Here is a 13,798-nt window from a genome sequence, read left to right as displayed (position 1 = left end):
TGTTTAACTGGCTGCAGGGCTGATGCCGCGCATGCGTCGTCCCAGGCAGATGATTGCCAGTACGCTGACCAGAACGGTCGCCATCACATAAAAACTGGGGGCCAGTTTGTTGCCGGTAGCATCGATCATCCAGGTCACGATCAACGGGGCGAACCCGCCAAACAGGGTGACTGAAAAGTTGTAGCTCAGCGCCAGTCCTGTCCCGCGAATGCTGGTCGGGAAGATGTCGGCGAGCATTGCCGGGATGGGCCCCAGGCAGGCTGCGATCAACACGCCGACAATCGCTTGCACCATTAACAGGGTTGAGAGGCTAGGGAAGGTGTTGAGCAGCACGAACATCGGGTAGGACGAAAACCCGGTTATCAACAGGGCGATGGTCAGTACCCGGAATCGACCGTACTGATCGGAAAGTCCGCCGAACACCGGCGCCATGATCATCAGCGTGATGCCGGTCATCAAGGCCCCGAGGTACGAGGAAGTAGCTGCGATGTGCAACTGTTTCAGGGCATAGATCGGCATGTACAGCTTGTGTACGTAGTTGAATGCAGTGGCCCCGGCAACGACGCCGATGGCCAGCAACAGGCTGACATGGCCTTTGATCAGCACATCGCGCAACGGAGTCTTGACCGCGATATTGGCCACGGTTTTCTTGAAGTCCGGGGTTTCATCGATTTGCGTGCGGATGTAAAAACCCACGGGGCCGATCAGCAGGCCGATGCCGAATGCCACCCGCCAGCCCCAGGTGTTCAATTGCACATCCGACAGCACATAGCTGAGGAGCGCGCTCACGCCCGCTGCCAAAACCGTCGCCAGGCCCTGGGTCGATAATTGCCAGCTGGCAAAGAAGCCCCGGCGTTTGGCATCGGCGTGTTCGACCATAAACGCCGTCGCTGCACCAAATTCCCCGCCTGTGGAAAAGCCCTGGAGCATGCGCGCAACGATGATCAACAGCGGTGCCAGCAGGCCGATCTGCTCATAGGTCGGAGCGAAGGTAATGATCGCGGTGCCGAGCAACATGAGCAGGATCGACATCGTTAACGATGCCTTGCGCCCGGCCCTGTCGGCATATGAACCGAGGACGATGGCGCCCAGCGGGCGCATCAAAAAGGAAATGCCGAACGAGCCCACGGCCAGCAGTAATGAAGTGGTTTCGTTATCGGAGGGGAAAAACTGCTTGCTGATGACCACCGCAAAATAGCCGTAGATCAGTAAGTCGTAGAATTCCAGCGCGTTGCCGACGCTGGCAGCGACGATTTCCTTCCATGGGCCTCGCTTGGTCGCAGCACGTACCGAGGGTACGGCGGATGATTGAACTGTCATGGGTGAGCACCAGGTCTATTTCACAGTTGGCATCCGGATTCACCGGGCCGCAGTGCGGCCAGGCAAGATCGAAGGCATTATTTTTTATGAGTGAAGCCCGGTGAAGTTGCAGCAAGTACCCGGCAACGGCAATTGCTGTTTGGGCACAGGTTTGAGCTGTTTGGGCACAGGGCCTGTAAAGCCGCTGCCGCAGGGCGTTTTCAGGCCTGAAGGGTTGGGATCTTATGGCTGTTGCGGTACAGGAGCGGTCAAAGACTGTTCCAGATTTTCATTACCAGTTCGCTCTGGTTGGCGCGCAAGCGATGCAGCGAAACGTCGAAGCTGACGCGGAACTCGGCGCTGCCCGCAATCAGCAAATCGCCGGACTCCAGTGCCCCTTTGACCACCATGCGCGGCAGCCACGCGAGGCCTATGCCACGCTTGGCCATTTCCAGAATGGCGTCATAGGAATCAGCCTGATAAACCATGCGCAGGGCCAGACGCTGAGGCAGTTGCTCCAGGTGCTGGGCCAGCACCCCGCGCAGGGCCAGGGTCGGCGAAAACGCCAGCCAGGGGATGGTCAGGGCACTGCTGTCGACGGCTATTTGCTGTCGCGGTTGCCCATGGGCGTCGGGTGCACTGACCGGCAACAACTCTTCACTGGCCAGCACTCGCGAGTCGAAACGCTGCGGGTCCATCAGCGTCTGGGTCAAGGGGCTGGAAAAACTCAGCAGCAAGTCGACCTCGCCGGCGGACAGTTTGCTGATTGCTTCCTGGGCGCCGCTGGTAACCAGTGACACCGGAAAACTGCCCAGTTGGCGGTTCAGCGACTGGTACCAGTCGGGGAAAAAATCACAGGCCAGAGTACGGCCTGTAGCGATCCGCACCGGTTCGTCGCGGCTCAGGGTGGTGCCCTGGAATTGCGCCCTGACCGCAGTCAGCAATGCCAGCGACTGCGTGGCGGCATCAAGAAACAATACACCGCAAGGCGTAAGCGACAGCGGTTGCTTGCGCTCGATCAGCGCCGAGCCGACCCACTCTTCCAGTGCCCGGATGCGCCGGCCGAACGCCGGGTGGGTGACGCAACGATTCTCGGCAGCACGGGACAGACTGCGGGTGCGTGCCAGCTCGATAAAGTCTTCAAGCCATTCAAGTTGCATGGGGTTTCCTGCTCGGCGACCCGTCAACGCTTCAACTAAATGGCTGACGGTGTATTTCTGCTCCAGCCCCTGGCGGGTGCTGGAATGTTTGCCGAACGATACGCCATCTGGTGCACGATGATCGAGTGCAGTTTGCCGGGCACCCGCAACTGAGACTGGCGGTCAGCCAGGTGACGCGAGTGAGCTCCACACTTGCACCAACCCGAACAGATGCACCAGCCCATACACCAGACAGATCGCCGAGCTGATCATGATGAAGCGGGTACTGCGCCCGGTACCGGCCAGTACGAAAGGCCCCAGCAGGCCGCGCAGCAGGTAAACCAGGGTGATCGCACACAATGCAGGGCGCAGCAGGGGCAACGGTTCGATCACCCCGGCACCGGACAGTGCATAGGCCGCCCATGCGGTGAGCACCAGGGCAATCCCTGCCGTGACCACTGCCGGAAACCGTCGCCCGGCCCTGGCTGCCCGGACAAAGCGCTCGCCAGCGCCAAACAGGTGATACCACGAAGGCCCCCCCATGATGACCCCGACATGCATCAGCGCCGCCAGCAGGCTGAGCCCGGCACCGAGCACCAGCGCCATGTTGTATTCGTTGCCCATTCCAGTGTTCCTTGGTGGGTTATGCCGGTACGACAGGCGTTTGAGCTTCTGCCCGATTGAAAAAAGCGAAGATTTCCTCGAAGTAGCGATCCCGGTGGTTCTTATGGTTTTCCAGGTGACGACAGCCCTCGAAGCCGACCATATGCAAGGTCCCGCAATCGCGCTTTAGCCCTGCCACGCTGGCAGCCGGGATAAAGGGGTCGTTGAGGCCGTAGAAATAGGCGACCGGTAGATGGCGCACGCTTTGCAATGAGTGATCAATCGCACAGGTCCCCGTGGGCACCGCCAGGCGACTGCCGCTGATCCAGCGCATGGCGTGCCGCAGCGGTCCGCGAGTGAAGTAGCTGCGCACCGAAACCGGCACGCTGTCCAGCACCGCCGAGGTAAAGGGCGTGGCATCCCGTGCCAGGGCATGGGCCAGGTGATAGCCACCAAACGAACAGCCCACCAGGTGGACGGGCAGGCCCGGGTTGTCCTGTGTCACTCGCCGGGCAATCGCCAGCACATCGTCGGCAAATGCATGACCGCCGATGGTGCTGCGGCCGAAGCCTTTGAAATTGAAAGCGACCACGTGATAGCCCTGATCCAGAAATGCTTGATCCAGTTTGTTCTCGAAAAAATAATGCATGCCGTACTTGAGGAACGGGTGGCACAACATCACGACGCCTCGGGGCTGCATGGCGGTGGTGCGCACAGAGGCTCCCTCCAGCCGGCTGCCGTCGCGCGAGACTTCTACAAAGGCCGCCGCATGAGCTGGCACGTCGCGTTTCCAGCCCTGGACCTGGCGAAACATAACCCGGATGAACAGCCTGCAAATGGCAACACCGGGCCACCCGGGCGTTGCGATCGGCATGAGGGCCTGGCGCGGTTCTGAAGACGCGGGCTTTTCCATGATCTTCCCTGTTTCGATGTATTGGCAGGATCGCCAACCAGCATGCGCAAGCCTGATCCAGAGGTTCGGGCAGTCATTGTCTTGTTTGGCGCAATATTGAAAAGTTTAGTGTTGCGCAGTGGTCAGGGGCTTGAGCACTGCCGGGCATAACGTGCCGTAATTACCTGTGGAGAACAACTGTATCTAGGTACAGATAGCGTGAGGAGAGTATCGGGCTGCAACCTGTAATAGCACTTGAGTACAGGGGGTTGCCGGGTGAGATAGTTGAACCGGCGAAGTTGTATTTATTATCTTTCTGGTCCGTCAATTAATAGTATGCGGTCGCTGTATTTGCACATCCGCGAGAGACCGGCAAGCGCCAGCGTGCACTCAGAGCAGGCCCTGGCGCTGAGCTTCATAAACCGCCTGCTTGGCATTGCAGACCTGTAGTTTGGCCGCAATGTTGGACATGTGAAATTTGACCGTCCGCTCGGAAATCGCGCAGATCAGCCCTGTTTCCCGGTAGGACTTGCCCATCTTGACCCATTTGAGCACTGCCATTTCCCTGGCCGAAAGCGGCCCGTTCGCAAGGGTTGAAAACAGCTCGTCTACCGTACGCAGGCTCATTAGCCAGCTATGAAAGTGGATCAGTGCCATCTGTATCTGCCCCTGCCGGTCGGCCAGCAGGCGATCAAAATCGGCCTGCTGCCCGCCATTGCACAGACTCAACGAACTGAACACGCCACAGGGGTCATGCAGGACAAAGGTGGTGCCTGAGCAGATCCGGTGTTCGCTGGAACGTCGAAACAGTTCCCGACTCTGGTCACAGGAAACAGCCTGAAGTGCAGCACTCCAGGAGAATGGTGCACAACTTTTAAGTCCGTAATGAATGATCGGATCGATCAAGTGCGATCGGGCTTGCTTATAAGTATTTAGCCAAGGTGAAGGGTAGTTTGAAACAATAAGAGGCGCGACCACGCGATTGCGTGGCACGGCAAAGTAGGCATAACTTAGTTCTTGAAACATCCCCAGCTGATTTTCAAGTTCTGATTGTAAACATACGTTTGAAGGGGGCAGGCCGGACACGCCAAAATCAGAGTGATTGGATTGACTGTCCATGTCATGCGCTCAATATCCGGCCGGGTTAAATCAACTCTGCGCAAATGCTGTAGGCAATGCAAGATTTTCATTCATGGCTCAGCGTTTGTTTTCGGCCTTGTTGTTTTTAAACCAGCCATGTTCCCGGTACCACGTCACCGTGTCAGACATCGTCAGCTCCAGCGCTCGAAAACTGAGCCCGAGTTCCTGTTCACTTTTGCGGTGGTTAAAACAGGTCCGGTGCTCCTCGCGTATCAACAGGCGCAACGTCGCCATGCTCAGCAAAATGGGCTTGCCGGTAAGGCGCGCATAGACCTCCTGCACCGCCGCCAAAAGGTATAACGCGGGCAATGGCAGTTGCCGGGCAGGGGTTTTGACACCCGCTATACGTCCCAGAGCGGGTACCAACTGGCGCATGGTCAAGTTCCGGCCGGCCGCGAGGTAGCGCTCTGCACGCCGTCCATGTTTAGCGGCGGCAATCTGGGCCCATGCCACGTCACGGGCATCGACTACGGAGAAGGTACCGGGGATCAGCCCGGGTAATTTGCCGTTGACGACATCATTGACCAATTGCCCCGAGGAGGTCGGGCCCATATCGCCAGGTCCCCACATCCAGCCGGGCAGCACCATGCAGGCATGCATCTGGGGATGAGTTTCAAGAAACGCCAGCACGACACGGTCGGCGAGGATCTTGCTGCGGTAGTAGTCATCCGCATCGGCTTCGGCCCGCAGACAGGTCTCATCGATAGCGGTGCCGGGTGGGCCGTCGAGCACGGCAATCGAAGAGGTGTGAACAAACCGGCGTATCCCCGCGCGGTAGGCCTGTTGCAGCAGGTCTCGGGTGCCGGCGACATTGATCTTTTCGAGTTCTTCCCAGTGGCTGCCCCCTTTGTAGTTGTCGCGAAAGAACGCCGCCGTATGAAACACCGTATCGCAGCCTTGCAGCGATGCTGCGAACCCGTCGATGTCGGCCATGTCACCCACCACCAACTCCACCCCCGGGAGGTCGTTGAACTGCTGTTCACCTTTGGCTCTTGAGCGGACCAGGGCTTTGACGCAGTAGCCGCGTGCGACCAGTTCCCGCACCAGGTTGTTTCCCAGCAAGCCGGTCGCGCCAGTAACGAAAGCGTTGCGCATGGCTTAACCCTCTTGCTGTTGGGCTGACGGCATCAGCACCACGCTGTCGAAGAACACCTCTTCGCCGCCTGCATCACGGCGATTGAAGACCTGAGCGGCGCATTCCGCGTAGTCGTTGGGCCCCGTAGTCATACATTCCATTCCAGTCGTTTCTAAGGCCGGTAGATATACCGCTGAGACCGGGTCTGAAAAACAGCGACTGCTGCATAATGGCTTTGCATATATGCAAACCAGGGAGGATGGGAGGTATGGCGTTGCAAGCAAATTGGGACGACCTTCGTCTGCTGTTGGCGGTCTCGCGGCGTGGCAGCCTTCTTCAAGCCGGGCAACTGCTGGGTATCGCGGCGTCTACGGTGTCTCGTCGCCTGACCCAACTGGAAGCGGCCCTGGGTGAACCACTCGTTGAGCGAGGCGTTGAGGGCTGCTGGTTGACCGCGCGGGGTCAATCCCTGGTGGAAGTTGCAGTGGCTGCGGAGGCGGGGTTAAGGCGCCAAACGGCAGCGGACGTGTCCGGGGGGCAAACAGAGCTGTGCGGCAGTGTTCTGGTCAGTGCCGGAGAGGGGTTCTCTTCTTGTGTGCTGCAGGCTGCGAGTCGTTTTACTTCCCTGCATCCGCGTTGCAGCGTGGAGTTAATGGTCACCGCCGACTTCCACAAGATCGTCCGCGGGGCGGCAGACATTGCTCTGCGCACCGCGCACCTGGGAGAGCCATCGCTGATTTATCGCCCCATGGGCAAGCTCGCTTACGGCGTCTTTGCTGATGCCAGGTACCTGAAGCGGTTTCCTGGGGTGAGCCTGGCTACGGCGGTCAACATCGCCTTGCTCCCTCCGCTGGACATGTTGCCTCAAATGCGTGCCGCAAAGGCTGCGGGTCTGGACCGTGCACAAATCAGCGTGAACTCGTTCGCCGTACAACTGGAGTCGGTGAGGCGAGGTATGGGCGTGGCTGTACTGCCCCGTATTTTGGCGAAGGGCCTGAACGAAGTGTTTCTGGACCTTGAGTTGCCCGATATGGAGGTCTATCTGGTCACTCGGCCTCAGGCGTTGAAACAGGCACACATCAGAGGTTTCTTTGACATCCTGGAGCGGGTATTGCTGGAGGCTCTGAGCGTTGAGCGTGTCGAAGATTAAATGTTGCGCGCGCGACCGAGTTGATGAGGCCCCACCCAGGTGCAAGCCTCAATCATCGTGATCAAGTTATGCGGGATGCAAGAAGCACCGGGTGTGATGCCTCAGAGGATGCAGGGGGAGACCTTGACGGTGTACGCGCATCTTCGTGATGCAAGTATTGGCGCTTCACCCGGTAACCGGCCGGCACTCACCATAACTTCCATGTGTAATCGACATTCACCCGCAGCTCATTGTCATCCCGATGGCTGGCCTGGGCGCTGAAGTCGTTGCGGTACCAGGCGTTACGCACCCGCAGGGCCAGGCCTTTGAGGGGCGTGCCCTGAAGCACATAGTTCAGTTCGATGTCCTTTTCGCTTTCTGTCAGGTTGCTGCCGCCCAACTTGGGCAACTCGATATTATCGCCGCTGACGTAGCGCAGCATGCCATTGAGTCCGGGCAGACCCAGGGCGACAAAGTTGTAGTCGTAGCGCACCTGCCAGCTGCGCTCCTTGGGGTTCAGAAAGTCGGAGCTCAGGGAGCCTTCGGTGATCACCAACGGCTCAGTGCCGAACAGGTACGGCATGCCTGTCTTGCCGCTCAGTTGCATGTAGCCGGCGCCTAATTTGTGGGCTCCCAGGCTGTACGTCAGCATCAGGGCGGCGTTGCGGTTGTCTACGGTGCCTGCTTTGGCCGCACCGTCCTCACCCGTGACAAACAGGCGAAAGTCGCTTTTCAGGCTGCCGGGGCCCATCGCCCGAGTGTCGATAAAGCCATAGAAGTCTTTGCGGTACAGGTCCGCGAGTTCTGCGTGGTAGTACTTCAGGGTCAGTTGCGGTGACCAGTCGTAGTCGCCTCCGAGGAAGGTAAAGCGTTCGGACTGCGCCGCACCATTGAAGCGCCCGTTGGGCGAGGCCACCGACATTTTCTGGTAGTCGGTGGAGTCGCGCAGGTTGATGCGGTCGAGCCAGCCGACGTGCAGGGTCAGCTTGTCGATTTCCTGGGACTTGAGGTACGCGCCGCGAAACGTCTGTGGCAGCAGGCGAGTAGGGCTGGCGAAAGCGATCGGCAGGAACGTGCTGATGGTGCCCAATTGCAGCTCGCTTTTCGACGCCCTGACTTTGGCCGTCAGACCCAGCTCCGAATATTCATCGGCCGGCTCACGGGTGGTGACGCTATACGGTAGCAGGCCGGTACCGGTGCGAGCGCGTGAGGAGTCCAGGCGCACACCCAGCAAACCTTGAGCATCAAGGCCGAACCCCACCGGCCCTTGCGTAAAGCCGGAGCGCATGTTGAGAATGAAGCCCTGTGCCCATTCGCGGGCGGCGGCCTGAGGTGTGGCATTCACGTAATTGCGGTCAAAGTAATAGTTGCGCATCACCAGATCGGCGTGGCTGTCGTCGACAAAACCGCTGGCGTAAGCCTGACCAAGGGATAAAACGCAGGCGCTGAGCGTCCCAAGAGAGTTCCTGAGCATGGCAGTGTTCACTTTTATTGTTGTTGGAATAAGCCCGCGCCCATCGCGACGCGGGGTGTCACGGGGAGAAAGTCAGTCCGCTTGCGAGCTGTTGCGCCGCACAGACAGGTAAAACATCGCCAGCGCCGCGATGACAATCCCCGGCGCCGAGGCCAGCATCACCCCGGTGGTGCCGGTGCCCAAGGCGAGCATCTTGCCGGCCACCAACGGGCCGTTCATGGCGCCCAATCGACCAATGGCGACCGCGCAGCCGACACCTGTCGTGCGCACGGACGGACGATAGAAATGCGGTGCCAGGGCATACAGCACGCATTGCCCGCCCGTGGCGAAAAAGCCGGCAACGAACCCGGCCACCAGCATGCTCTGCATCTCACTGGCCAGACCCAGGGCGGTCAACGAAGCGAGAATGCCGAGATAAATCAGCGCCGACAGCGCCCAGGCCGGCAAGCGGTCCATGAACCAGCCCAGCAGCAAGGTGCCGGTCGCTGCGCCAATTTGCAGCGCCAGCATCACCCAACTGGCCTGGCGACCGCTGAAACCCTGACCGACCAGCAAGCTGGGCAGCCAGTTGATCAGGATGTAAACCACCATCAGGGTAAAGAAGAAGCTGACCCAGATCATTGCTGTCGGCAGCGCCGCGCCATCGCGGAACAGCCCCTGGACCACACTGACGGGCGGCGTGTCCTTGATGCTGCGAAACAGCGCCGACTCCGGCAGGTAAAGGCCCAGCATCGGCACGATCAACAAAGGTACGACGCCACCGACGTAGAACACCACCTGCCAGCCACCGGCCAGATCGGCGATGCCAATGCCGGCCGCCAGCGCAGCACCCAGCGGCACACCGCAATACATCAGGCTCACGGCGGTGCCACGCAGGCGTGGGCCAGCCACTTCGCTGCTAAGGGCGATCAAGTTGGGCAAAGCAGCACCCAATCCAACGCCCGTCAGGCAACGGGCGACCAGCAGGCTGTTGTAGTCCCAGGCCATGGTCGTGACCAGCGAGAACAATCCGAACAGGGCTACCGACGCCATCAATACACGTTTACGGCCGATACGATCCGCCAGCAAGCCGCCCAGGAAGGCACCGGGCAGCAAGCCGAAAATGCCGGCGCTGAAGACCCAGCCCATGTGTAATTTATCCAGTTGGAAAGCCGCCGCCATACCTTGGGCGGCAATCCCCGAGGCTTGCAGGTCCAGGCCTTCCATCAGGGCAACGAGGAAACACAGACCGATGGTCCGCGCCATGTGTAACGGTGTCATCACGTTTAGCGATGTCATGTGCAATACCCGTTTTATTGTTGTAGTGGGCAAAGAAAACCCGTCCGGCCGCTGCGTGGGCGACCAGCCGGGGGTGATGCACGGTTCAGCGTTTGAGCAGGTCCAGCGCCACATCGACGATCATGTCTTCCTGACCACCGACCATCCGGCGCTTGCCCAGCTCGACGAGGATGTCGAGGGTCTTGAGGCCGTACTTGGTAGCGGCGATCTCGGCGTGGCGCAGGAAGCTTGAGTAAACCCCGGCATAACCCAGCGCCAGGGTTTCGCGGTCGACCCGCACCGGCCGGTCCTGCAACGGGCGCACGATGTCGTCAGCGGCGTCCATCAGCGTGTACAGGTCGGTGCCGTGGTTCCAGCCCAGGCGTTCGGCGGCGGCGATGAACACTTCCAGCGGGGCATTGCCGGCCCCGGCGCCCATGCCGGCAAGGCTGGCGTCGATGCGGTCGCAACCTTCCTCGACCGCGGTGATCGAGTTGGCCACACCTAGGCTCAGGTTGTGGTGCGCGTGCATACCGGTTTCGGTCTGCGGCTTGAGCACGGCTTTGAACGCGCGAAAACGGTCACGAATGTCCTGCATGTTCATCGCGCCACCGGAGTCGGCCATGTACACGCAGGTCGCGCCGTAGCTTTCCATCAGCTTGGCCTGTTCTGCCAGCTGTTCGGCCGGGATCATGTGGCTCATCATCAGGAAGCCGACGGTGTCCATGCCCAGTTCGCGGGCGTACTCGATGTGTTGTTTCGAGACATCCGCTTCGGTGCAATGGGTGGCGATGCGCACCACCCGGGCACCGGCGTTGTACGCGGCTTTGAGGTCATGAACCGTACCGATGCCGGGCAGCAGCAAGGTGGTGATTTTGGCGTGGCTGATCACGTCGGCGGCGGCTTCGATCCATTCCAGATCAGTGTGCGCGGCAAAGCCGTAGTTGAAGCTGGAACCTTGCAGGCCGTCACCGTGGGCGATTTCGATCGAATCGACCTTGGCCTTGTCCAGAGCGCGGGCGATGTCCTGCACGTTCTGCAGCGAGTACTGATGCCGAACCGCGTGGCTGCCATCGCGCAGGGTCACGTCGCTGATGTAGATTTTTTTGCCGGGGTTAAAGGTCATGTCGGTCTCCTCAGGCGTTGAGCATCGACTGCGCTATGCGCTCGGCGGTAGCCAAGGCAGCGGAGGTCATGATGTCGAGATTACCGGCGTAAGCCGGCAGGTAATGGGCTGCACCTTCAACTTCGAGGAACACCGAGGTCTTGAGCCCCGAGAATCTGCCCAGGCCGGGAATGTTCAGCGGCGCGTCTTCGGGGATGATGTCGAACTGCACTTTCTGCTTGAGGCGATAGCCCGGTACATAGGCTTGCACCGCCGCAGCCATCTCCACTATGGAGGCCTCGACCAGCGCCTGGTCGGCCGCTTCAGACAGCACAAACACCGTGTCGCGCATCATCAGCGGCGGCTCGGCCGGGTTCATCACGATGATCGCCTTGCCCTTGGCCGCACCGCCGATCACTTCGATGGCTTTGGAGGTGGTCTCGGTGAACTCGTCGATGTTGGCGCGGGTGCCGGGGCCGGCGGACTTGCTGGCGATCGAGGCGACGATTTCAGCGTAATGCACCTTGGCCACGCGCGACACGGCTGCGACCATCGGGATCGTCGCCTGGCCACCGCAGGTGACCATATTGACGTTGAGCTGACCGAGATTCTGCTCCAGATTCACGACCGGCACGCAGTACGGGCCGATGGCTGCCGGGGTCAGGTCGATCAGGCGGATGCCAGGTTTGATCGTACGCAGGAAGGCGTCATTCTTGACGTGGGCGCCGGCCGAGGTGGCATCGAACACGAAGTCGATGTCCTTGAAGGAGTCCATGCGGGTCAGGCCTTCAACGCCTTCATGGGTCACAGCCACGCCCATGCGCGCGGCGCGAGCCAGGCCGTCCGAGGCCGGGTCGATGCCGACCATCACGGCCATTTCCAGATGCTTGGCGTTACGCAGGATCTTGATCATCAGGTCGGTGCCGATGTTGCCGGAACCGATGATGGCGACTTTGAGTTTCTTCATTGTTATTGCCTCATGTGCACGCAAGTCGCCGATCACTCGGCGCTACTGTCTACCGTGAAGTCCACACCGACTGTGCCGATGCCTTCAATTTCAGCTTCGAAACGATCACCCCCGGCCACCGCCACCATCGGCCCGAGTGCGCCGGTCAGAATGATGTCGCCCGCCCGCAGCGGATCGCCGTGGCGAGCCATGGTCCGGGCCAGCCAGACGGCCGCGTTGAGCGGATGCCCCAGGCACTCGGCGCCGCTGCCGCTGGACACTTCTTCACCATTGCGGGTCATGCGCATGCTGGCTTGGCGCAGGTCAAGTCCGTCGATGCGTCGAGCCGGCCCACCCAATACAAAGCAGCCACTGGAGGCGTTGTCCGCCACGGTATCGACGAAGCGGATGTTCCAGTTCTGCACGCGGCTGCCTACGATTTCCAGTGCCGGGACGACCCAGCCGGTGGCCGCCACCACGTCGGCAAATGTAGTGTCGGCGCAGGGTAGATCGCGTTCGAGGATCAAGGCGATTTCGGCCTCGATCTTCGGTTGCAGCACGCGGCTCACCGGCACGCTGGCGTTATCGCCGTAACACATGTCGGCGAACAGGGTGCCGAAGTCTGGCTGGTCGACGCCCAGTTGTGCCTGCACCTTGGGATTGGTCAGGCCGATCTTGCGGCCGACCACGCGACGGCCGTTGGCCACGCCGTGGTCGACGTTGAGGCGTTGAATGCTGTAAGCGGCCTCGGCGTTGTTTTCGCCGATCTGCTCGCGCAGTGGCCCGATGGCTTCGCCGTGGGCTTCGGCCTGGCGCAGGTCAGCAGCGAGCTGGCGCAGTGTGTCTTGAGTCAGGTTCATGTCGGCCTCGGTGATCAGTGGGTCAGGAAGTCCAGGACCATGCGGTTGAACTTCTCGGCGTGTTCCCACTGCGCCCAGTGCCCGCAACGGTTGAACACATGCAGTTGGGCTTTGGGCAGGCCGGCCAGCAAGCGCAAGCCAGTGTCCATCGGCACGAAGCGGTCCTCACGGCCCCAGACGATCAGGGTGTCGGCGGTGATTTCGTGCAGGCGGTGGCTGAAGTCCGGAAATTGCTTGGGGTTCAGAGTGCTGCTCTTGACGAAGTTTTCCAGGTGTTCGCGGCGCGCCAGAATATTGTCCAGGCGGGTCTGGAACAGTTCGTCGGTCAGGCCACTGGCATCGAAAACGAAGACATTCATCATCTTCTTCAGGTTCTCGATGGTCGGCTCGCGGTACAGCGCGCCGATCAGCTTGATGCCTTCAGTGGGCTGGGGAACAAATGCGCTTGGGCCGCCGGTACCGCCCCCCATCAGGATCAGTTTGCCGATCCGCTCAGGATATTCCAGGGCGAAGGCGACGGTGCTGTGGGCTCCCATGGAGTTGCCGATGATGTGTACGCGGTCCAGGTCCAGCACATCGAGCAGGCCCTTGAGCGCTTGCGCATTGAGGTTCGAGCGCGAGCCTTCGCTGACGATCGTGTCGCTTTTGCTCCAGCCTGGGCAATCCATCAGGATCACGCGGTAACCGGCATTGAGCAGCGGCTCGATATTGCGTTGGAAGTTGGCCCAGCCGCTGGCGCCCGGGCCGGAGCCGTGCAGCATGACCACGGTTTCAGCACCTTCGCCAACGTCGTTGTAGTGCAGTTGCAGGTCCAGATCGCCTTCCTTGATACGGGCAAAGCGGCTGGTGGAAGCTTCGGTGAATGCAGTGGTTGTCATG

The 13,798-nt window shown here is 60.3% G+C and carries 14 protein-coding genes; 1 reads left to right on the top strand and 13 read right to left on the bottom strand.

The window, feature by feature from the left end; all coding sequences use genetic code 11:
* Window positions 1–3: 3 nt before the first annotated feature.
* The 7 genes from AOC04_RS17025 to AOC04_RS24345 form a co-directional block, all read right to left on the bottom strand.
* On the bottom strand, window positions 4–1,320 hold the full coding sequence (locus AOC04_RS17025; protein WP_060695388.1) for an MFS transporter: 1,317 nt from the start codon (window positions 1,318–1,320) through the stop codon (window positions 4–6).
* A 248-nt stretch (window positions 1,321–1,568) separates the two neighbouring features.
* Window positions 1,569–2,459, bottom strand: coding sequence for a LysR family transcriptional regulator (locus AOC04_RS17020; protein WP_060695386.1), 891 nt, complete (start codon window positions 2,457–2,459; stop codon window positions 1,569–1,571).
* A gap of 162 nt (window positions 2,460–2,621) precedes the next feature.
* On the bottom strand, window positions 2,622–3,062 hold the full coding sequence (locus tag AOC04_RS17015) for a hypothetical protein (protein ID WP_060695384.1): 441 nt from the start codon (window positions 3,060–3,062) through the stop codon (window positions 2,622–2,624).
* 19 nt (window positions 3,063–3,081) lie between these two features.
* Window positions 3,082–3,822, bottom strand: coding sequence for an alpha/beta hydrolase (locus AOC04_RS17010; RefSeq protein WP_237178879.1), 741 nt, complete (start codon window positions 3,820–3,822; stop codon window positions 3,082–3,084).
* A 501-nt stretch (window positions 3,823–4,323) separates the two neighbouring features.
* Window positions 4,324–5,052 carry a helix-turn-helix transcriptional regulator gene (locus AOC04_RS17005; RefSeq protein WP_073515007.1) on the bottom strand — a complete coding sequence of 243 codons (729 nt, stop codon included), beginning with the start codon at window positions 5,050–5,052 and terminating at the stop codon, window positions 4,324–4,326.
* Window positions 5,053–5,130: 78 nt separating this feature from the next.
* Window positions 5,131–6,168 (bottom strand): SDR family oxidoreductase, encoded by a 1,038-nt coding sequence (locus AOC04_RS17000; RefSeq protein ID WP_060695382.1) that lies wholly within the window; start codon window positions 6,166–6,168, stop codon window positions 5,131–5,133.
* 3 nt (window positions 6,169–6,171) lie between these two features.
* The gene (locus tag AOC04_RS24345) at window positions 6,172–6,300 is read right to left on the bottom strand and encodes a hypothetical protein (protein ID WP_257719951.1); all 129 of its coding nucleotides are present in this window, start codon (window positions 6,298–6,300) and stop codon (window positions 6,172–6,174) included.
* A 116-nt stretch (window positions 6,301–6,416) separates the two neighbouring features.
* Between AOC04_RS24345 and AOC04_RS16995 the strand changes: the two genes are divergently transcribed.
* The gene (locus AOC04_RS16995) at window positions 6,417–7,298 is read left to right on the top strand and encodes a LysR family transcriptional regulator (protein ID WP_060695380.1); all 882 of its coding nucleotides are present in this window, start codon (window positions 6,417–6,419) and stop codon (window positions 7,296–7,298) included.
* A gap of 187 nt (window positions 7,299–7,485) precedes the next feature.
* Here AOC04_RS16995 and AOC04_RS16990 read toward each other — a convergent pair whose 3' ends face one another.
* The 6 genes from AOC04_RS16990 to AOC04_RS16965 all read right to left on the bottom strand — a co-directional run bounded on the left by AOC04_RS16990 (window position 7,486) and on the right by AOC04_RS16965 (window position 13,797).
* The gene (locus AOC04_RS16990) at window positions 7,486–8,751 is read right to left on the bottom strand and encodes an OprD family porin (RefSeq protein WP_060695378.1); all 1,266 of its coding nucleotides are present in this window, start codon (window positions 8,749–8,751) and stop codon (window positions 7,486–7,488) included.
* 72 nt (window positions 8,752–8,823) lie between these two features.
* Window positions 8,824–10,029 carry a 3-(3-hydroxy-phenyl)propionate transporter MhpT gene (gene mhpT, locus AOC04_RS16985; protein WP_060695376.1) on the bottom strand — a complete coding sequence of 402 codons (1,206 nt, stop codon included), beginning with the start codon at window positions 10,027–10,029 and terminating at the stop codon, window positions 8,824–8,826.
* Window positions 10,030–10,114: 85 nt separating this feature from the next.
* Entirely contained in the window at window positions 10,115–11,134 is a 1,020-nt protein-coding gene (gene dmpG / locus AOC04_RS16980) for a 4-hydroxy-2-oxovalerate aldolase (protein WP_060695373.1), read from the bottom strand.
* A gap of 10 nt (window positions 11,135–11,144) precedes the next feature.
* The gene (locus AOC04_RS16975) at window positions 11,145–12,080 is read right to left on the bottom strand and encodes an acetaldehyde dehydrogenase (acetylating) (protein ID WP_060695368.1); all 936 of its coding nucleotides are present in this window, start codon (window positions 12,078–12,080) and stop codon (window positions 11,145–11,147) included.
* A 32-nt stretch (window positions 12,081–12,112) separates the two neighbouring features.
* The gene (gene mhpD / locus AOC04_RS16970; protein ID WP_060695367.1) at window positions 12,113–12,919 is read right to left on the bottom strand and encodes a 2-keto-4-pentenoate hydratase; all 807 of its coding nucleotides are present in this window, start codon (window positions 12,917–12,919) and stop codon (window positions 12,113–12,115) included.
* Between the two features lie 14 nt (window positions 12,920–12,933).
* Window positions 12,934–13,797, bottom strand: coding sequence for an alpha/beta fold hydrolase (locus AOC04_RS16965; RefSeq protein ID WP_060695365.1), 864 nt, complete (start codon window positions 13,795–13,797; stop codon window positions 12,934–12,936).
* Window position 13,798: the final 1 nt, after the last annotated feature.

This window comes from Pseudomonas versuta, from assembly GCF_001294575.1.
GTDB lineage: Bacteria > Pseudomonadota > Gammaproteobacteria > Pseudomonadales > Pseudomonadaceae > Aquipseudomonas > Aquipseudomonas versuta.
This window is presented reverse-complemented; position numbering and strand designations above follow the sequence as displayed.